An 18,529-nucleotide genomic window follows, 5' to 3' on the forward strand; every position below is an offset into this window, starting at 1 on the left:
GCGCGTGCGCATCGACGTCGTGACGATCTTCCCCGAGTACCTCGCACCGCTCGACCTCTCGCTCATCGGCAGGGCGCGGGCCGCGGGGATCCTCGACGTCGCCGTGCACGACCTGCGCACCTGGACCACCGACCGCCACCGCACCGTCGACGACGCCCCGCTGGGCGGCGGCGCCGGGATGGTGATGCGCCCGGAGCCGTGGGGAGCCGCCCTGGACGCGGTGCTGGCCGCCGGCCGCGAGCGCCTCGGCGACCCGGACGCCGTTCCGCACCTGCTCGTGCCCAGCCCCGCGGGCACCCCCCTGACCCAGGCCGGCGCCGAGGCGCTGGCCCGCGAGCCGTGGCTGGCCTTCGCGTGCGGGCGCTACGAGGGCATCGACGAGCGGGTGCTGGAGGAGGCCGCCACGCGCATGCCGGTGACCCCGCTCAGCCTGGGCGACTACGTCCTGGGCGGCGGCGAGGTCGCCGTCCTGGTCGTCGTGGAGGCCGTCGCGCGGCTGCTGCCCGGCGTCGTGGGCAACCCGCACAGCCTCGTCGAGGAGTCGCACGCCCCGGCCTCCGGCGGCCTGCTCGAGCCCCCCGTCTACACCCGGCCGGCCAGCTGGCGCGGCCGGGAGGCGCCGCCGGTGCTGCTGTCGGGCCACCACGCCCGCGTCGCCCGATGGCGCCGCGACGAGCAGCTGCGCCGCACCGCCGCGCGCCGTCCGGACCTGCTGGCGCGGCTGCGCCCGCAGGACCTCGACGCCGCCGACCTCGCCGTCCTCGCGCAGGAGGGCTGGAGCGTGCGCGACGGGGCGCTGGTGCCGGCGTCCCCGGCTCCTGTGCGACACTGAAGGCTCGCGCCCGGCCGGCGCCGCCCCTGCCACGGGGGGAGAGCGGTGCCCTCGGCCTTCCCGGCGCAGGCACCACCGACCGGCAGACCGCCGCGGCAGCAGCGCTGCCGCCCCTCGCACGCGCGTGACCTGTGGCACCGCGGGAACGGACACGATCATGCACACGTTCGACGGCCTGGACGCCGCCTCGATCCGGACGGACCTGCCCGACTTCCGCCCCGGGGACACCGTCAAGGTCAACGTCCGGGTCGTGGAGGGCAACCGCTCCCGCATCCAGGCCTTCCAGGGCGCGGTCATCCGCCGCTCCGGCGGCGGGGTCCGCGAGACCTTCACCGCCCGGCGGGTCAGCTACGGCGTGGGCGTGGAGCGCACCTTCCCGCTGCACTCCCCGGCCATCGACAGCATCGAGGTCGTCACCCGTGGTGACGTGCGCCGCGCGAAGCTGTACTACCTGCGCTCCCTGCGCGGCAAGAAGGCGAAGATCAAGGAGAAGCAGGACGCCCGCACCGGCCGCGCCAGCCGCTGACGGCGCCCGCCGCACGCTCCTGCGCACCCCCGCGCCCCGCGCGCTGAGCACTCCTCCCGGGCCCACCCGGTCGTCCCTGCGGACGGCCGGGTGGGCCCTGCTCGTCGCGCTCGCGCTCACCGCCGTGGTGCGCGCCACCCTGCTGGGCGTCTTCGCGGTGCCCAGCGGCTCGATGGAGCCGACCCTGCGGCCGGGGGACCGCGTGCTCGTGTGGCGCCCCGCCGACGACCTCGCCTCGATCGCCCGCGGCGACCTCGTCGTCTTCGACGGCACGGGCAGCTTCGACCCGTGGGTCGACCGCGGGCCCCTCGGCTCCGCCTGGGCGGGCCTCGCCGGCTCCCTGGGGCTGCCCGGCGGCCCCCCGGGCTACGTCAAGCGCGTCGTCGGCCTGCCGGGGGAGCGCGTCGCCTGCTGCGACGGGCAGGGGCGCCTGGTCGTGGACGGCGAGCCGCTGCAGGAGCCCTACCTCGCGGGCGGCGGGCCGGCCTCGCGCACCGCGTTCGACGTCGTCGTGCCGCCCGGCAGGCTGTGGGTGCTCGGTGACGCGCGGGACGCGTCGGCGGACTCCCGCGCCCACCTCGGCGACCCCGGCGGCGGCACGGTGCCCGTGGAGCGCCTCGTCGGCCGGGTCGTCGCCGTAGCCTGGCCGCTGCACCGCGCCACTCTCCTGGACGCCCAGGACAGCGCCCCCGGGAGGAACGCCCCATGACCGAGCACGCACCTGCGCACAGCAGGAGGCGCTCCGGCGGCCTGCTGCCCGCCCTGCGGGAGACCGTCGTCGTCCTCGTCGCGGCGCTCGTGCTCTCCCTGCTCGTCAAGACGTTCATCGGCCAGGCGTTCTTCATCCCGTCGATCTCGATGGAGCAGACGCTGCTCGTCGGGGACCGGGTGCTCGTCAGCAAGCTCACCCCGGGGCCCTTCGACCTCGAGCGCGGCGACATCGTCGTCTTCAAGGACCCGGGCGGCTGGCTGGACCCGGTCGCCGAGCCCCAGCGCGGGCCCGTCGGCGCCGCCGTGGCCGCGGTGCTCACGTTCGTGGGGATCCTGCCGCAGGACTCCGGGGAGCACCTGGTCAAGCGCGTGATCGGCCTGCCCGGCGACGAGGTCGCCTGCTGCGACGAGCAGGGGCGCGTCACGGTCAACGGCGAGCCGCTGGAGGAGGTCTACATCAGCGAAGGGGACGCCCCCAGCGAGCTGGACTTCTCCGTGCAGGTGCCGCAGGACCGCCTGTGGGTGATGGGCGACCACCGCGCCGCCTCGGAGGACTCCCGCTACCACCTCGACCTCGCCGGCAGCGGCACCGTGCCGGTCGAGAACGTCGTCGGGCGCGCGGCGCTGCTCGTGTGGCCCCTCTCCCGCCTCGGCGGGCTCTCCGAGCACGCCGAGGTCTTCGAGGGCGTGCCCGCCGCCCCGGCGCTCCAGGCGTCGCCCGCCTCGTGACCGACCCCGCGACCGGCCCCGAGACCGGCCCCGCGACCCGCACCGCGCCCCCGCGCCCCCGGCCCGCGCGCGGCAGCGCCCCCAGCCTGCGGGCCGAGCGCGCGCTGCTGCGCGCCGGCCACCCCCTCGTCGCGGGCGTCGACGAGGTCGGCCGCGGCGCGCTCGCGGGGCCGGTCACGGTGGGCGTCGTCGTCGTCACGGCGGCCACGCCCAGCGCGCCGCCGGGGCTGCGCGACTCCAAGCTGCTGACCCCCGCCGCCCGCGAGGCGCTCGTGCCGCGGCTGCGCCGGTGGGCGCCGGCGTGGGCGGTCGGCCACGCCGAGCCGGGAGAGGTCGACGCGCTCGGCGTCCTGCGCGCGCTGCGCCTGGCCGGCACCCGCGCGCTCGCCCAGCTGCCCGAGGCGCCCGAGGCGGTGCTGCTCGACGGCAGCTACGACTGGCTGACCCGGCCGCCGCCGCCGCCGGGCGCGGCCCCGCCCCCGCGGCTGCCCGCGGTGCGCACCCGGGTCAAGGCCGACCTGCGCTGCGCCGCCGTCGCGGCCGCCAGCGTGCTCGCCAAGGTCGCCCGCGACGCGATCATGGTCGAGCGCGCCCGCGACCACCCCGGCTACGGCTGGGAGGCCAACAAGGGCTACAGCTGCGCCGAGCACTCCGACGCCCTGCGGCGCCTGGGCCCGTGCGCCCAGCACCGGCGCAGCTGGCGCCTGCCCGGCGTCGAGCCCGTGCTCTTCGACCTCGACCAGGACGGGTGCATGATGGGCCCCGATGAGCGCTGAGGACCTCGAGGACTACGAGACGGAGATGGAGCTCGCGCTCTACCGCGAGTACCGCGACGTCGTCGGCCTGTTCTCCTACGTGGTGGAGACCGAGCGCCGCTTCTACCTGGCCAACGGGGTGGACCTGCGCCCGCGCACCACGGACGGCGAGGTCTGGTTCGAGCTGACCCTGACCGACGCGTGGGTGTGGGACGTCTACCGCTCGGCGCGCTTCGTCAAGACCGTGCGCGTGGTCACGTTCAAGGACGTCAACGTCGAGGAGCTGTCCAAGAGCGACCTCGAGGTGCCCAAGCCCGGCGGCTTCCCCGCCTGACGCGCCCGCGCGGCCTCCCGCGCCCCCACCTCCCGCCCACAGGGGCGCGCACCGCCCCGCCGTCCACAGGCGGCCGCTGCCCCGCCCCGCGGGCGCCGCCCGCCCGGCACGGTGGCCGCGGAGGTGGTCGCAGTGTCGAGCAGCGCGCCGCGCGCGGCGGTGGGGCGGTACGGGGAGCGGGTGGCCGCGGAGCACCTGCGCGGCGCGGGGCTGGTGGTCCTGGACCGCAACTGGCGGTGCCGCTGGGGCGAGCTCGACCTCGTCGCCCGCGACGGCGACTGCCTGGTCGGGGTGGAGGTCAAGACCCGCCGCTCCACCGCGTGCGGCTCCCCGCTGGAGGCGATCACGCCCGCGAAGGTCGCCCGGCTGCGGCGGCTGCTGGGCGCCTGGCTCGCCGAGCACCCGGTGCGCCCCGCGGCGCTGCGCCTGGACGCCGTGGCGGTGCTGCGCCCGCCCTCGGGCCCCGCGCTCGTCGAGCACGTGCGGGGCATCGGCTGATGGCGCTCGGCCGCTCCCGCTCCGTGGCCCTCGTCGGCCTGGAGGGCCGCGTCGTCGACGTCGAGGCCGACGTCGCGCCCGGGCTGCCCGCCTTCGTCCTCGTCGGCCTGCCCGATGCCTCGCTGGCGGAGTCGCGCGACCGCGTGCGCGCCGCCCTGCGCAACGCCCGCCTCGACGTGCCCGAGCGCCGCGTGACGGTCAACCTCTCCCCGGCGTCCCTGCCCAAGCACGGCACGGGCTTCGACGTCGCCGTCGCGGTCGCCCTGCTCGCCGCCGCGGGCTGGATCGACCCCGCCTCGGCCGCCCGCACCGTCCACCTCGGCGAGCTCGGCCTGGACGGCGGGCTGCGCCGGGTGCGCGGCGTCCTGCCGGCGCTGCTGGCGGCGGCGCGCGCCGGGTGCACCCGCGTGCTGGTCGCCGAGGGCGACGCCGCCGAGGCGGCGCTCGTGCCGGGCCTGGAGGTCGTCTCCGGCTCCTGCCTCGCCGACGTCGTGCGCCTGCACGGCGGGGAGCCGCCGCAGGCGCCCGACGGCGGGGGCGCCGCGCCCGCCGAGGCGGCGGCGCCCCCGCCCGGCGGCGGCCGGGCGCCCGCCCCCGTGCTCGACCTGGCCGACGTCGCCGGGCAGGCCTCCGCGCGCCACGCCCTGGAGGTCGCGGCCGCCGGAGGGCACCACCTGCTGCTGCTCGGGCCCCCCGGCGCGGGCAAGACCATGCTGGCCGCCCGCCTGCCCGGGCTGCTGCCCGACCTCGACGACGAGGAGGCCGTGGAGGTGACGGCGGTGCACTCGGTGGCGGGCCGCTTCGACGCCAGGGCGGGGCTGGTGCGCCGCCCGCCCTTCGAGGACCCCCACCACACCGCGAGCGCCGCCGCCGTCATCGGCGGCGGCAGCCGCCTGCCCGCGCCGGGAGCCGCCTCGCGCGCCCACCGCGGCGTGCTCTTCCTCGACGAGGCGCCCGAGTTCGCCTCGCGCGTGCTGGAGGGGCTGCGCCAGCCGCTGGAGAGCGGGGAGCTCGTCCTCGCCCGCTCCCAGGGCGTCGCGCGCTTCCCCGCCCGCTTCCAGCTCGTGCTCGCCGCCAACCCGTGCCCGTGCGGGCGGGCGGTGGGCAAGGCGCTGGAGTGCAGCTGCACCCCGCTGGCGCGCCGGCGCTACCTCTCGCGGCTGTCCGGGCCCCTGCTCGACCGGGTCGACCTGCAGGTGCAGGTCGACCCGGTCTCGCGCGCCGACGTGGCCGCGGCCGGCGGCGCCGAGGCCAGCGCCGCGGTGGCCGCGCGCGTGGCCCGGGCGCGCGCCGCCCAGCGCGAGCGGCTGGCGGGCACGCCGTGGCGGTGCAACGGCGAGCTGCCCGGGCAGCTGCTGCGCGGGCCCCTGCGGCTGCCCGCGAGCGCGACCCGGGAGGTCGACTCCTCCCTCGACCGGGGCCTGCTGACGGTGCGCGGCTACGACCGGGTGCTGCGCAGCGCGTGGACCCTGGCCGACCTCGCCGGCCTGGCCCGACCGGACGACGAGCACGTCGGCCAGGCCCTGCACTGGCGCCTCGACGGGGCGGTGGCCGCGTGAGCGCCTCGACCACGCCCCCCGCGCCCGCGCGCCCGCGCTGGGCGGACGACGAGCGGCTGGCCCGCGCGGCGTGGTCGCGGCTGGTGGAGTCCGGCGACGCCGTGGGCGCCGCCGCCCTCGCCGCGCTCGGCCCCCTGGCCGCCGTGGACGTCGTCCTGGCCGGCAGCGCGCCCCCGGAGGTCTGCGAGGTGCTGCGGGTGCAGCCGGGGGTGCTGCACGAGGCCGTCGAGCGCTGGCGCGTGCGCCTGCCCGGCGTCGCGCCGGAGCGCGACGTCGCGGTCCTCGAGCGCCTCGGCGGGCGGCTCGTCGTCCCCGGCGACGTCGAGTGGCCGGCCGGGCTCGACGACCTCGGGGTGCGCGCGCCGGCGTGCCTGTGGGTCCGCGGCCCCATGGGCCCCACCGGGCTCACCAGCTCTGCTGGCGCCGCAGACGCCGCGGCCGCCGACGGGGTGGGCCTGGCCGCGCTGGCCGCCCGCTCGGTGGCCCTGGTCGGTGCTCGGGCGTGCACCGCCTACGGCCAGCGCGTGGCCACGGACCTCGCGTGCGGCGCCGCGGAGCGGGGCGTCACCGTGGTCTCCGGCGGCGCCTACGGCATCGACGCGGCCGCGCACCGCGGAGCGCTCGTGGTCGACGGCCCGACCGTCGCCGTCCTCGCGTGCGGGGTGGACCGCGCCTATCCGCAGGGCAACGACCAGCTGCTGGCCCGGATCGCCGCCGAGGGCGCGCTCGTCTCGGAGGTGCCGCCGGGCTCCGCTCCCACGCGGTGGCGCTTCCTGGAGCGCAACCGCCTCATCGCCGCCCTCGCCGGCGCCACGGTCGTCGTGGAGGCCGCCTGGCGCTCGGGCGCCCTGAGCACCGCGCGGTACGCCGGCGGGCTGCTGCGCCCGCTCGGCGCGGTGCCGGGGCCCGTGACCTCGCCGGCCTCGGCCGGCTGCCACCGGCTGCTGCGCGAGGAGGGCGCGGTGTGCGTGAGCGACGTCGGCGAGCTGCTCGAGCTCGTCGAGCCGATCGGCACCGCGCTGCCGCAGCCGCCCGCCGGCGTGCCCGCGGCCGACCACGACGGCCTGCCGCCGCAGGACCTGCGCGTCCTGGACGCCCTGCCCGTGCGCTCGGCCCGGCCGCTGGCGGCCCTGGCGCAGGCGGCGGGGCTGCCGGAGACGGCGGTCCTGGCCTCGCTCGGCCGGCTGTCGCTGCGCGGCCTGGCCGAGCGGCGGCCGGGGGAGGCGTGGCGCCGCGCGCCCCGCCGCGCCTCCTCGCGCTGAGAGGCCCGCGCGGGCGGTGCGGCGTGGCACGGTGGGGCGGTGGTGCACGAGGTGAGCCCCCCGCAGGACGCGGCGCGCGCGCAGGAGGACGCCGCCCGCGCGGGCGCGGCGGTCGCCGGCGCCCGGTGGGTCGAGGAGTTCCTCGCCCACCTGTCCCTGGAGCGCGGCCGCGCGGCGAACACCGCCCGCGCCTACCGCGCCGACCTGCAGCACCTGCGCGCCTGGCTGGCCGGCCAGGGCCTGGACCTGCCCGACCTCGACCTGTCGGCCCTGCGCGCCTGGCTGGGGGAGCAGGCGGGCGCGGGCACCGCGCGCTCGACGCTGGCGCGGCGCACCTCCACGGTGCGCAGCTTCACCGCGTGGGCCGCGCGCACCGGGCGCCTGCCGGTCGACCCCTCGCTGCGCCTGCGCGCGCCCGCGGCGAACCGCACCCTGCCGACGGTGCTGCGCGCGGACCAGGCGGCCCGCATGCTCGACGTCGCCGCCGAGCGCGCCACCGACGACGACCCGGTGCGCCTGCGCGACCGCGCGGCCGTGGAGCTGCTGTACGCCACCGGCATCCGCGTCGGCGAGCTCGTCGGCCTCGACGTGGACGACGTCGACCTGGAGCGGCGCACCGCCCGGGTGATGGGCAAGGGCAGCAAGGAGCGCGTGGTGCCGTTCGGGCTGCCCGCGGCGCGGGCGGTGACCGCGTGGCTGGACTCCGGGCGTCCGCGCCTGGCCGCGCCGGGCTCGGGGCCCGCGCTGCTGCTCGGGGCGCGCGGGCGCCGGTGGGACCAGCGCCAGGTGCGCGACGTCGTCCACCGCCTGCTCGCGGCGATGCAGGACGGCGTGGACGCCGCCCCGCACGCGCTGCGCCACAGCGCCGCCACGCACCTGCTCGACGGCGGCGCTGACCTCAGGTCCGTGCAGGAGATGCTCGGCCACGCCAGCCTGGCGACCACGCAGGTCTACACGCACGTTTCCGTCGAACGCCTGCGCCGCAGCTTCCAGCAGGCGCATCCTCGGGCGTGAGCGTTGCGGACGGACGACCAGCGGGAGCGGGGGAGACGGTGACCGAGGGCACGGGGACGGTGGCGGTGGAGGGTCATGACCCGGTCGCCGAGAACGCCGCCCTGCTGCGGGGGCTGTGGGAGGAGTTCAAGACCACCGGCGACCCCGCCGTGCGCGAGCGCCTGATCCTGCACTACTCGCCGCTGGTCAAGTACGTGGCGGGCCGCGTGGGCGTCGGCCTGCCCTCCAACGTCGAGCAGGCCGACCTGGTCTCCTACGGGGTGTTCGGCCTCATCGACGCCATCGAGAAGTTCGACCTCGAGCGGGCGATCAAGTTCGAGACCTACGCCATCTCCCGCATCCGCGGGGCGATCATCGACGAGCTGCGCGCGATGGACTGGATCCCCCGCTCGGTGCGCTCCAAGGCCCGCGAGGTCGAGAAGGCGTACGCGGCGCTGGAGGGCGAGCTGCACCGCACCCCCACCGAGCCCGAGGTGGCCGAGCGCATGGGCATCAAGCTCTCGGACCTGCACACGATCTTCAGCCAGGTCTCCTACGTCAACGTCGTCGCGCTCGACGAGCTGCTGTCCGTGGGCGGGGAGAAGGGCGACTCCCTCAGCCTGGGCGACACGCTGCAGGACCCCCGCGCCGAGGACCCGGTGCTCGCGTTCGAGGGGGAGGAGACGAAGTTCCTCCTCGCGCGCGCCATCGACCAGCTGCCCGAGCGCGAGAAGATCGTCGTCACGCTCTACTACTACGAGAACCTCACCCTCGCCGAGATCGGCAAGGTGCTCGGGGTCACCGAGTCGCGCATCTGCCAGATGCACACCAAGGCCGTCGTGGCGATGCGCGCCAAGCTCAAGGACGCCGGCTGACCCCGGGCCCCAGCGGCAGCAGCACCGGGGGCCCGGCCGGGGCGAGCAGCGCGAGCGGGTCGCGGTAGGCGTCGCGGCCGGCGCGCACGCCCCAGTGCAGGCACGCGCGCTGCGGGCAGTGCTGCGGCGCCGCGGCCAGGTGCCCCACCACGTCGCCGCGGCGCACCCGCGCGCCCGGCGCCACCTGCGCCACCACCGGCTCGAGCGTGGCGCGCAGCCCGCCGGCCGTCCGCACGCTGACCACGCCGCGGTCGACGACCGTGCCGGCGAAGACCACGACGCCGTCGACCGGGGCCAGCACCGCCGAGCCCGGCTCGGCCGCCAGGTCCGCGCCGCGGTGGCCCGGCGACCACCGCCGCGGCGGCGGCTCGAAGCCGCGCAGCACCTGCGGCGATCCGGGCAGCGGCCACCCCCACGCCCCGGCGGCGGGCCCGACGGCGTCGGGCGGCGCCCCGGAGGAGGCGGGAGCGCGCACCATGGGCGCGGCGACGGCCGGCGCGGGCGCGCCGTCCGTCGCCGTCGGGACGGCCCGGGCCGTCGTCGGGCCGGCGCAGGACGCCGCCACCGCCACCAGCGACGCCAGCACCACCAGCGCCCGGAAGGACCCGGTGGTGCGGGTCCGGCGGCCGGCGCGGCCGGCCGCGCGCGGGAGCGGGGAGGTCGTCGCGGTCACCCCGCCACCGTGGCGCGCGCCGCCGGCGCGCCGCCGCCGCGCGGGCTCGGCTGTGGACGGCGGGACGCCGCCGGAGCCCTGTGGGCGGCCCGTCGGCGCGGCCGCGCGGTCCGCCCCGAGGAGCGCCCGGGCTAGGATGGTTGCGGGCCGGCCGCGTGGCCGGTACTTCGCGCGCCCGCACACCGCCTCTCGCAGGCGGGGCGCGCCGCCTCGGTCCCGCCGCTCCCCGCGCGGGTCGGATGCGCGTCGCGGGCGCCAGGGCGGCGGCCGTCGGGGCCGCCGCGGGCAACCGAGGAGCGCCCCCGGCCGGGGGCGCCGGGAGGAGTGCGTCGGCATGGCCGTCGTCACCACGCGCCAGCTGCTCGAGAGCGGCGTCCACTTCGGGCACCAGACCCGTCGCTGGAACCCGAAGATGAAGCGCTTCATCTTCACCGAGCGCAACGGCATCTACATCATCGACCTGCAGCAGTCGCTGGCCCACATCGACCGCGCCTACGAGTTCATCAAGCAGACGGTCAGCCACGGCGGCTCGGTGCTCTTCGTCGGCACGAAGAAGCAGGCGCAGGAGCCCCTGGCCCAGCAGGCCGCGCGCGTGGGCATGCCCTACGTCAACCAGCGCTGGCTGGGCGGGATGCTCACGAACTTCTCCACGGTGAGCAAGCGCCTGCAGCGCATGAAGGAGCTCGAGCAGATCGACTTCGACGACGTGGCCGCCAGCGGCCGCACGAAGAAGGAGCTGCTCATGATGCGCCGCGAGAAGGAGAAGCTCGAGCGCACCCTCGGCGGCATCCGCGACATGACCCGCACCCCGAGCGCGATCTGGGTCGTGGACACCAACAAGGAGCACCTGGCCGTCGACGAGGCCCGCAAGCTCGGCATCCCCGTGGTGGCGATCCTCGACACCAACTGCGACCCGGACGTCGTCGACTACCGCATCCCCGGCAACGACGACGCGATCCGCTCGGTGACGCTGCTGACCCGCGTGGTCGCGGACGCCGTCGCGGAGGGCCTGCGCAGCCGCCACGGCGGCGGGCAGGAGGGCGCCACCGGCACCGACGAGCCGCTGGCCGCGTGGGAGGCGGAGCTGCTCGGCGGCGAGCTGCAGGTGGGGGAGACCGAGAACCTGCAGCGCCAGGAGGCCTCGCACGAGGCCGAGGCGGCCGAGCGGGTGCCCGCCAACACCGACGCCGCCGCGGCGGTCGAGCTCGCCGAGCAGGGCACCGAGGTGCCGCCGGGCTCCGAGCGCCCGGCGCAGGCCGACGACGCCCCGCTGCCCAGCGGCCAGTACCAGGCGTCCAGCGAGCCGACCGCCATCGACACCGTCGAGGCCGTGCAGGGCGACGGCGTCCTCGCCGACGAGGCCCCGCAGGGCTGACGCCCGCGCTCCCCGCGCCGTCCCGCTCGGCCCCGACCGGGCGGGACGGCGCGGCGCGCCACCCGCCGCCGCGACCCGGCGGCGGCCCCCACACCACCCCCGGAGGGACAGCACTCCCATGGCGAACTTCACCGCCGCTGACATCAAGGCGCTGCGCGAGCAGACCGGCGCCGGCATGCTCGACGTCCGCAACGCCCTGGCCGAGGCCGAGGGCGACCGCACCAAGGCCGTCGAGATCCTGCGCGTCAAGGGCCTCAAGGGCGTGACCAAGCGCGAGGGCCGCAGCGCCAGCAACGGCCTCGTGGCCGCGCGCGTCCAGGACGGCGTCGGCACGCTCGTCGAGGTCAACTGCGAGACCGACTTCGTGGCCAAGGCCGCCCCGTTCCAGCAGGTCGCCGATACCGTGCTGGAGACGGCGGTGCGCACCGGCGCCTCCGACGCGGCGTCCCTGCTGGCCGCCGACGTCGACGGCCGCACGCTGCAGGCGGTGCTCGACGAGGCGAACGCGACCATCGGCGAGAAGATCGAGGTGCGCCGCGTCGCCCGCGTCGAGGGCGCGCACGTCGCCTCGTACCTGCACCGCACCAGCCCGGACCTGCCGCCGCAGATCGGCGTCCTCGTGGCGCTGGACTCCGAGGCCGTCGACACCGCGCGCGACGTCGCGATGCACATCGCGGCGCTCTCCCCGCTGCACCTGCACCGCGACGAGGTCTCCGAGGACGTCGTGGCGAACGAGCGGCGCATCGCGGAGGAGACGGCCCGCGAGGAGGGCAAGCCGGAGCAGGCGCTGCCGCGCATCGTCGAGGGGCGCGTCAACGGCTACTTCAAGGACAACGTCCTGCTCGAGCAGGCGTTCGCGAAGGACCCCAAGCGCACGGTCAAGCAGCTGCTCGCCGACTCCGGCGTGCAGGTGACCTCCTTCGTCCGCTTCCGCGTCGGCGCCTGAGCGCCGCGTGGTCGGGACGCAGGTGCAGCCCTCCCCGGGCGCGCGCGCGAGCGCGGGCGGCTGGGGCCGGGTGCTGCTCAAGCTGTCCGGCGAGACCTTCGGCGGCGGCCGCGTCGGGGTGGACCCCGACGTGGTCGCCCGCGTCGCCCGCGAGATCGCCGGCCCGGTCGGCGAGGGCGTGCAGGTGGCCATCGTCGTCGGGGGCGGCAACTTCTTCCGCGGGGCGGAGCTGTCCCAGCGCGGCATGGACCGCTCCCGCGCCGACTACATGGGCATGCTCGGCACGGTGATGAACTGCCTGGCCCTGCAGGACTTCCTCGAGCAGACCGGCGTCGACACCCGCGTGCAGACGGCGATCACCATGGGCCAGGTCGCGGAGCCGTACGTGCCCCGCCGCGCCATCCGGCACATGGAGAAGGGCCGCGTGGTCATCTTCGGCGCCGGCGCGGGCCTGCCGTACTTCTCCACGGACACCGTCGCGGCGCAGCGGGCGCTGGAGGTGCGCGCGGACGCCGTCCTCATGGCCAAGAACGGCGTGGACGGCGTGTACACGGCCGACCCGCGCACGGACCCGACGGCCACCAAGCTGGAGGCCGTCAGCTACGCCGAGGCGCTGCGCCGGGGGCTGCGCGTCGTCGACGCCACGGCGTTCAGCCTCTGCATGGACAACCACCTGCCGATGGTGGTCTTCGGCATGGACGCCCCCGGCGGCATCACGGCCGCCCTGCGGGGTGAGAGGATCGGCACGCTGGTCGACGGCGGGTGAGCCGGGCCGCTCGCGAGGCGGTCGAGGGGTCAGCCAGGCGGCGCGGCAGCGCGCGGGACGGGATGGAGCAGCGGTGATCGACGAGGCACTCCTCGAGGCCGAGGAGAAGATGGACAAGGCGGTCGAGGTGGCCAAGGACGACTTCGCCGCCATCCGCACCGGCCGGGCCAACCCCGCGCTGTTCGCCAAGGTGGTCGTGGACTACTACGGCGCGCCCACGCCGCTGCAGCAGCTGGCCTCCTTCCAGACCCCCGAGGCCCGCACGATCCTCATCACCCCCTACGACAGGTCCTCCCTCGGGGCGGTCGAGAAGGCGCTGCGCGCCTCCGACCTGGACGTCAACCCCTCCAACGACGGCAACGTCATCCGCATCGTGCTCCCGCAGCTGACCGACGAGCGCCGGCGCGACTACGTCAAGCTCGCGCGCGGCAAGGCCGAGGACGCCCGGGTGTCGGTGCGCAACGTGCGCCGGCGCGCCAAGGAGGAGCTGGACCGCATCGCCAAGGACGGCGAGGCCGGCGAGGACGAGGTCGGGCGGGCCGAGAAGGAGCTCGAGCAGCTGACGCGGCGGCGCGTGGACGCCATCGACGACCTGCTCAAGCACAAGGAGACCGAGCTCCTCACGGTCTGATCCCGGTAGGCGCTGCGCCGTGGGCACCGTCCCCGCCACCCGCACCCCCCGCGCCGGGCGGGACCTGCCGGTCGCCGTCGGCGTCGGCCTCGGCCTCGGCGCCGTCCTGCTCCTGGCGCTGTTCGTGCGCAAGGAGGCCTTCGTCGTCCTCGCGGCGGCGGCGGTCGCCCTGGCGGTGTGGGAGCTGGCCGGGGCGCTGGCCACCCGCCACGTGCACGTGCCCGTGGTGCCCCTGCTGGCCGGCGGCGTCGCCACCCTCGTGGCCGCCTACGCCGCGGGGCCGGAGGCGCTGCTCGTCGCCGTGGCGCTGACCTGCCTCGGGGTGCTGGCGTGGCGCCTGCTCGAGGCGCCCGACGTCCACCCCCCGGCGGAGCGCCAGCACCCCGAGCCCCTCCTCGGGGCCGGTGCCAGCGCCCTGCGCGACGTGACCGCCGGCGTGCTGTGCGCGGCGTGGCTGCCGCTGCTGGCCGGCTTCGCGATGCTCATGCTGGCCGAGCCGGACGGCGCCCGGCGCATCCTCGTCTTCGTGCTGCTGGCCGTCTGCAGCGACATCGGCGGCTACGCGGCCGGGGTGCTGTGGGGCCGGCACCCGATGGCCCCGACCGTGAGCCCGAAGAAGTCCTGGGAGGGCCTGGCCGGCTCCGCGGTGGCGTGCCTGGTCGCCGGCCCGCTGGCGGTGGGGCTGCTGCTGGACGGCGCGTGGTGGGCCGGGGCGGTCGTGGGCCTCGCGGCCGTGGCGACGGCGACGCTGGGCGACCTGTCGGAGTCGGTGCTCAAGCGCGACCTGGGCATCAAGGACATGGGCTCGCTGCTGCCCGGCCACGGCGGGGTGCTCGACCGGCTCGACTCCCTGCTGCCCACCGCCCCCGTGGTGTGGCTGCTGCTCACCGCGCTGGTCCCCGCGTGAGCGACGCGCCGGCCGGTGCGACCGCCGGCTCCCCGCCCGGGAAGGGCTCCCCGACGCCGGGCGTTGGAGGTCTCGTGCCCGCACCCACCACGACGCCCCGTCCGGCGCTGACGCTCGCCTCCCCCCGCCGCGCCAAGCCGCCGCGCCACCTCGCCGACGTCGCGCCCGCCGAGCGGGCCGGCCTCGCCGCTGAGCTGGGGGTGCCCGGCTTCCGCGTCAAGCAGGTCGCGCAGCACTACTTCGGGCGGCTGCAGGCCGACCCGGCGGCGATGACGGACCTGCCGGCCGCGGACCGCGAGCGCATCGCCGGCGCGCTGCTGCCGCCCCTGCTGACCCCGGTGACGGTGCTCGAGGGCGACGGCGGCGAGACCGTCAAGACGCTGTGGCGCCTGTTCGACGGGGCCCGCATCGAGAGCGTGCTCATGCGCTACCCGGGCCGGGTCACCCTGTGCGTCTCCAGCCAGGCCGGCTGCGGCATGGCGTGCCCGTTCTGCGCCACCGGGCAGGGCGGCCTGAAGCGCAACCTGTCCGCGGCGGAGATCGTCGAGCAGGTGGCCTCCGCCGCGCGCTCGCTGGCCGCCGAGCACAGCGCCACGGGCACCGGGCCGGGCCGGGTCTCCAACGTCGTCTTCATGGGCATGGGCGAGGCGCTGGCGAACTACCGCGCCTCCGTGGCGGCCGTGCGGCGCCTGGTCGAGCCCGCCCCCGACGGCCTGGGCATCTCCGCGCGCGGGGTGACGGTCTCCACCGTCGGGCTCGTGCCCCGGGTGGACGAGCTGGCCGCCGAGGGCCTGCCCGTCACCCTCGCCCTGTCGCTGCACGCCCCCGACGACGCGCTGCGCGACGAGCTCGTGCCGCTGAACTCCCGCTACCGGGTCGCGGAGGTGCTCGACGCCTCGCGCCGCTACTTCGAGGCCACCGGGCGGCGCGTGAGCATCGAGTACGCGCTGATCCGCGACGTCAACGACCACGCGTGGCGCGCCGACCTGCTCGCCGAGCAGCTGCTGGCCCGCGGCTCGGGGTGGGTGCACGTCAACCCCATCCCGCTGAACCCGACCCCGGGCTCGCGGTGGACGGCGTCCGAGCCGGCCGTGGAGGCCGAGTTCGTGCGCCGCCTGCGCGAGGCCGGGGTGCCGACGACGGTGCGCGACACCCGCGGGCGCGACATCGACGGCGCCTGCGGCCAGCTCGCCGCCCTCGACGTCGCCGGCTGAGGCGCCCGGCGACACGCCCGCCGCACGGCCGCGAAAGCCCCTCGCCCGGGGGTGCCCGCTGGCAGGATGCGCGCCGTGGCCACGACCTTCCGGCGCAGCTCGCGCCTCTCGCGCGGGTACTCGGTCGAGCAGGTGGAGGACTTCTTCGCCCAGGCCCGGACGGCGTACGAGCAGAACGCCCTGCGCGCCACCCTGAGCAGCAGCGACGTGCGCGGCGTGGGCTTCGACCTGGTGCTGCGCGGCTACGACGTCGCCCAGGTCGACGCGGCCCTGGACCGGATGGAGGACGCCTTCGCCCGCCGCGAGCAGGAGGTGGTCCGCGGCCGCCTGGGCGCCGACCGCGCCCTCGGCCAGCTGGCCGCCCGCGCGGCGACGCTGCGCGGGCGCCTCGCCCGCCCGGACGGCGACCGCTTCGACCGCGCCGACGGGTGGGACCTGTCGTACGACCCCGAGGACGTGGACGACGTGTGCGCCCGCCTGCTGGCGTTCTTCGAGGACGGCGCGACGATGCCGGTCGAGGAGGTCCGCGGCGCGGTCTTCCGCACCCGCCGCGGCCGCCGCGGCTACGTCGAGGTGCAGGTCGACGCCTTCCTCGACCGGGCGGTGGAGGTCCTCGGCGCCGTCGAGTGACCGGCGCCGGCCCTCCTGGCGCCGGCCCTCCTGGCGCCCGCCGGCGGGGCGGCTGGCGGCATCAGGCGTGCTGGCGCAGGTGCGCGCTGGAGAGCACGCGGTCGACGGCGACCTCCACGACCACGCGCAGCGGGTCCGGCGCCGGGGTGCGCTGGTAGCGGTCGGCGTAGCGGCGCACCGCGTCGGCCACGGCGTCCTCGTCGTCCCGGACGGCGACGGCGCCCTCCAGGGTCAGCCACCGGGCGCCCTCGACCGAGCAGAGGGCCGCGCGCCCGCCGCGCCGGGCGTTGAGCACCTTGCGGGAGGTGCGCCGCGCCGTGACGCGGGCCAGCCCGTCCTCGACGTCCCAGGTGAAGCCGACGGGGACGACGTGGGGCGTGCCGTCCGGGCGCAGCGTCGTCAGGGTCGCCAGGCGCCGCTCGGTGACGAAGCGCAGCGCCGCGGCGGTGAGCACGGCGGGGGACCGGTCCGCCACCTGGTCCCCCGCCGGCGTCCTGCCCCGGTCGGGCTCGCGGCTCAGACCGAGGGGCCGGTGGTGCCGGGACGGCCCGAGGTGCCGGTGCTGCCCGGGCGGCCAGAGGTCCCCGTGGTCCCGGTGGTGCCCGTCGTCCCGGTGGTGCCCGTGGTGCCCGTCGTCCCGGTGGTGCTCGGCGTGGTGGTGCTCGGGATGCCGGTGGTCGACGGGGGGACGCGCGGCGACGTCGTGGTGCCCGTGCCCGTGCTCGTCCCGGTGCCCGTGCCCGTGCCCGTGCCGGTGCTGCTGCCCGTGCTGCTGCCCGTGCTGCTGCCCGTGCTGGAGCTGCTGTCGCCGCCGCCCCTGACCTTCTCGCTGACGGCGGAGGTGGCCCTGTCGGCAGCGCTCTTCGCCGTCTCGGTCGCGCTCTGCTGGACGGTGGAGACCGTGTCCTGCACCTTCGGGTTGCCCCACCAGGCGCTGGCCTTCTGCACGATCTGCTCGTAGCGCTCCCGGCCGGCCCGGGCGCCGAGCACGTACCCGACGGCGGCTCCAGCGGCGAACGTGATCTTGCCCATGGGTCCTCCTGGTGTCGTGGTGCCTGCGGTGGTGCTCTCGGCGATCACGGTGATCACCGCTCGTGCGCTGGACACCTCACCACTGCTGGGGCGCTCGCGCACCCCGGCGTCGCCCTCGTGCGCCCGGGCCGTCCTCGCGCGCCCTGGCCGCCCCGGCGGACGAGGGCGGCCTGGCACCCTGGGCCGGTGCGCAGCGCTCCCGCCCCCAGCCCCGGCGGCCTCGTCCTCGAGGACGCCTCCTACGACAGCGACCTCGTCCAGGAGCTCGTGCGCGAGGTGCAGGCCGAGTACGTGGTCCGCTACGGCGGGGAGGACGCGACGCCGCTGCGGTCGGAGGAGTTCACCGCGGCGCAGGGCGGGGCCTTCGTCGTCGCCCGGGTGGGCGAGCAGGTGGTCGGGTGCGCCGGTGTGCGGGCGCGCGGGCCGGGCGTGGCGGAGCTCAAGCGGCTGTACGTGCGCGCGACGCAGCGCCGCCGCGGGCACGCCCGCCAGCTGCTGCGCGCCGTCGAGGAGCGCGCCCGCGCCCTCGGCGCGACCCGCCTGGTGCTCGAGACGGGCTCCGAGCAGCCGGAGGCCCTGGCGATGTACGCGGCCGAGGGCTACGCGCCGGTCGCGGCGTTCGGGCACTACGCCACCTCGCCGACCAGCCGCCACCTCGGCAAGGACCTGTGAGCCGGGCGCTCGTCAGCGGCCCGCGGGCGTCGGAGAGCAGGCCGGGGGCGCTCAGGCCGCGGGCAGCGCGCAGGAGGCCGCCTGCGCCACCGCGGCGTCGAGCGCCTCGCGCAGCGCCGGGTCCTGCAGGCGCTCGCCGGCCAGCGGCAGCGACAGCGGGCTCGGGCTGACGCGGGCGCCGATGCGCTCGAGCACCGCGACCAGGTGGGCCGCCGCGCTGCGCCCGCCCCCGCGCCCGGCGGTGGCGGTGACGACGAGCACCGGCCTGCCCTGCAGCGGCGAGTCCCGGTGCGGGCGCGAGAGCCAGTCCAGCGCGTTGCCCAGCAGGCCGGGGATGGTGCCGTTGTACTCGGGCGTGACCACGACCACCACGTCGCTGCCGGCGACGAGGTCGCGCAGCGCGGCGACGGGCGGCGGCCAGCCGGCGTCCTCCAGGTCGCCGTCGTAGAAGGGCAGCCGGTCCAGCGCGGCGTCCACGACCACCTCGTCCTGCGGGCGGGCCGCGGCGACGAGCCGCGCGACGCGGGTGTTCAGGGACGCGGAGCGCGTGGAGCCGGACAGCACGGCGATCCTCACGGGGCCTCCTGCAGGCGGAGCGGGCGGTGTTGA

At 77.5% G+C, this 18,529-nt stretch carries 23 protein-coding genes; 20 read left to right on the forward strand and 3 right to left on the reverse strand.

What is annotated here, in order from left to right:
* Positions 1-4 precede the first annotated feature (4 nt).
* The 11 genes from trmD (at position 5) to whiG (ending at position 9,074) form a co-directional block, all read left to right on the forward strand.
* Positions 5-832, forward strand: coding sequence for a tRNA (guanosine(37)-N1)-methyltransferase TrmD (gene trmD, locus BLS82_RS13340; RefSeq protein ID WP_092866699.1), 828 nt, complete (start codon positions 5-7; stop codon positions 830-832).
* Positions 833-989: 157 nt separating this feature from the next.
* The gene (rplS, locus tag BLS82_RS13345) at positions 990-1,358 is read left to right on the forward strand and encodes a 50S ribosomal protein L19 (protein ID WP_092866701.1); all 369 of its coding nucleotides are present in this window, start codon (positions 990-992) and stop codon (positions 1,356-1,358) included.
* Between the two features lie 124 nt (positions 1,359-1,482).
* Positions 1,483-2,067 (forward strand): signal peptidase I, encoded by a 585-nt coding sequence (gene lepB, locus BLS82_RS13350; RefSeq protein ID WP_218123897.1) that lies wholly within the window; start codon positions 1,483-1,485, stop codon positions 2,065-2,067.
* Positions 2,064-2,798 carry a signal peptidase I gene (gene lepB, locus BLS82_RS13355; protein ID WP_092866703.1) on the forward strand — a complete coding sequence of 245 codons (735 nt, stop codon included), beginning with the start codon at positions 2,064-2,066 and terminating at the stop codon, positions 2,796-2,798. Before lepB (BLS82_RS13350) ends, lepB (BLS82_RS13355) begins: the two co-directional genes overlap by 4 nt.
* On the forward strand, positions 2,795-3,574 hold the full coding sequence (locus BLS82_RS13360; RefSeq protein WP_092866705.1) for a ribonuclease HII: 780 nt from the start codon (positions 2,795-2,797) through the stop codon (positions 3,572-3,574). Before lepB (BLS82_RS13355) ends, BLS82_RS13360 begins: the two co-directional genes overlap by 4 nt.
* Positions 3,564-3,887 (forward strand): DUF2469 domain-containing protein, encoded by a 324-nt coding sequence (locus BLS82_RS13365; protein ID WP_092866707.1) that lies wholly within the window; start codon positions 3,564-3,566, stop codon positions 3,885-3,887. Before BLS82_RS13360 ends, BLS82_RS13365 begins: the two co-directional genes overlap by 11 nt.
* Before the next feature lie 132 nt (positions 3,888-4,019).
* Positions 4,020-4,385 (forward strand): YraN family protein, encoded by a 366-nt coding sequence (locus tag BLS82_RS13370; RefSeq protein WP_092866709.1) that lies wholly within the window; start codon positions 4,020-4,022, stop codon positions 4,383-4,385.
* On the forward strand, positions 4,385-5,944 hold the full coding sequence (locus BLS82_RS13375) for a YifB family Mg chelatase-like AAA ATPase (RefSeq protein WP_092866711.1): 1,560 nt from the start codon (positions 4,385-4,387) through the stop codon (positions 5,942-5,944). Before BLS82_RS13370 ends, BLS82_RS13375 begins: the two co-directional genes overlap by 1 nt.
* Positions 5,941-7,206, forward strand: a complete 1,266-nt coding sequence (gene dprA / locus BLS82_RS13380) for a DNA-processing protein DprA (RefSeq protein WP_092866713.1) — start codon at positions 5,941-5,943, stop codon at positions 7,204-7,206. Before BLS82_RS13375 ends, dprA begins: the two co-directional genes overlap by 4 nt.
* A gap of 51 nt (positions 7,207-7,257) precedes the next feature.
* Positions 7,258-8,220, forward strand: a complete 963-nt coding sequence (locus BLS82_RS13385) for a tyrosine recombinase XerC (protein WP_092867068.1) — start codon at positions 7,258-7,260, stop codon at positions 8,218-8,220.
* 59 nt (positions 8,221-8,279) lie between these two features.
* Positions 8,280-9,074, forward strand: coding sequence for an RNA polymerase sigma factor WhiG (whiG, locus tag BLS82_RS13390; RefSeq protein WP_369811095.1), 795 nt, complete (start codon positions 8,280-8,282; stop codon positions 9,072-9,074).
* Here the strand turns inward: whiG and BLS82_RS13395 are convergent.
* Positions 9,058-9,747, reverse strand: a complete 690-nt coding sequence (locus BLS82_RS13395) for a murein hydrolase activator EnvC family protein (RefSeq protein WP_218123898.1) — start codon at positions 9,745-9,747, stop codon at positions 9,058-9,060. The two genes, whiG and BLS82_RS13395, sit on opposite strands and share 17 nt — an antisense overlap.
* 334 nt (positions 9,748-10,081) lie before the next feature.
* On the opposite strand from BLS82_RS13395, the gene rpsB reads away from it, so the two are divergent.
* From rpsB to BLS82_RS13430, 7 genes are all read left to right on the forward strand, one after another.
* A complete protein-coding gene (gene rpsB, locus BLS82_RS13400) occupies positions 10,082-11,122 on the forward strand; it encodes a 30S ribosomal protein S2 (RefSeq protein ID WP_092866717.1) in 1,041 nt (346 codons plus the stop codon).
* A gap of 118 nt (positions 11,123-11,240) precedes the next feature.
* Positions 11,241-12,068, forward strand: a complete 828-nt coding sequence (gene tsf, locus BLS82_RS13405) for a translation elongation factor Ts (RefSeq protein WP_092866719.1) — start codon at positions 11,241-11,243, stop codon at positions 12,066-12,068.
* Positions 12,069-12,075: 7 nt separating this feature from the next.
* Positions 12,076-12,834, forward strand: a complete 759-nt coding sequence (gene pyrH, locus BLS82_RS13410) for a UMP kinase (RefSeq protein WP_255378328.1) — start codon at positions 12,076-12,078, stop codon at positions 12,832-12,834.
* Between the two features lie 73 nt (positions 12,835-12,907).
* Positions 12,908-13,465, forward strand: coding sequence for a ribosome recycling factor (frr, locus tag BLS82_RS13415; protein ID WP_092866721.1), 558 nt, complete (start codon positions 12,908-12,910; stop codon positions 13,463-13,465).
* A 19-nt stretch (positions 13,466-13,484) separates the two neighbouring features.
* On the forward strand, positions 13,485-14,372 hold the full coding sequence (locus BLS82_RS13420; RefSeq protein ID WP_092866723.1) for a phosphatidate cytidylyltransferase: 888 nt from the start codon (positions 13,485-13,487) through the stop codon (positions 14,370-14,372).
* Between the two features lie 74 nt (positions 14,373-14,446).
* Positions 14,447-15,586 carry a 23S rRNA (adenine(2503)-C(2))-methyltransferase RlmN gene (gene rlmN / locus BLS82_RS13425; protein WP_218123899.1) on the forward strand — a complete coding sequence of 380 codons (1,140 nt, stop codon included), beginning with the start codon at positions 14,447-14,449 and terminating at the stop codon, positions 15,584-15,586.
* 75 nt (positions 15,587-15,661) lie between these two features.
* Positions 15,662-16,216: a DivIVA domain-containing protein gene (locus BLS82_RS13430; RefSeq protein WP_218123900.1), complete on the forward strand. Its 555-nt coding sequence runs from the start codon at positions 15,662-15,664 to the stop codon at positions 16,214-16,216.
* A 61-nt stretch (positions 16,217-16,277) separates the two neighbouring features.
* Here the strand turns inward: BLS82_RS13430 and BLS82_RS13435 are convergent, their stop codons facing one another.
* The gene (locus BLS82_RS13435) at positions 16,278-16,691 is read right to left on the reverse strand and encodes a pyridoxamine 5'-phosphate oxidase family protein (RefSeq protein ID WP_092866729.1); all 414 of its coding nucleotides are present in this window, start codon (positions 16,689-16,691) and stop codon (positions 16,278-16,280) included.
* Between the two features lie 60 nt (positions 16,692-16,751).
* On the opposite strand from BLS82_RS13435, the gene BLS82_RS15825 reads away from it, so the two are divergent.
* Positions 16,752-17,177 carry a hypothetical protein gene (locus tag BLS82_RS15825; RefSeq protein ID WP_176819097.1) on the forward strand — a complete coding sequence of 142 codons (426 nt, stop codon included), beginning with the start codon at positions 16,752-16,754 and terminating at the stop codon, positions 17,175-17,177.
* A 257-nt stretch (positions 17,178-17,434) separates the two neighbouring features.
* Positions 17,435-17,920, forward strand: a complete 486-nt coding sequence (locus tag BLS82_RS13445; protein WP_092866730.1) for a GNAT family N-acetyltransferase — start codon at positions 17,435-17,437, stop codon at positions 17,918-17,920.
* Positions 17,921-17,971: 51 nt separating this feature from the next.
* Here BLS82_RS13445 and BLS82_RS13450 read toward each other — a convergent pair whose 3' ends face one another.
* The gene (locus tag BLS82_RS13450) at positions 17,972-18,496 is read right to left on the reverse strand and encodes an NADPH-dependent FMN reductase (protein ID WP_176819098.1); all 525 of its coding nucleotides are present in this window, start codon (positions 18,494-18,496) and stop codon (positions 17,972-17,974) included.
* Between the last annotated feature and the right edge of the window lie 33 nt (positions 18,497-18,529).

Origin of the sequence: Quadrisphaera sp. DSM 44207, assembly GCF_900101335.1 — a bacterium.
In the GTDB taxonomy this organism is placed as follows: domain Bacteria; phylum Actinomycetota; class Actinomycetes; order Actinomycetales; family Quadrisphaeraceae; genus DSM-44207.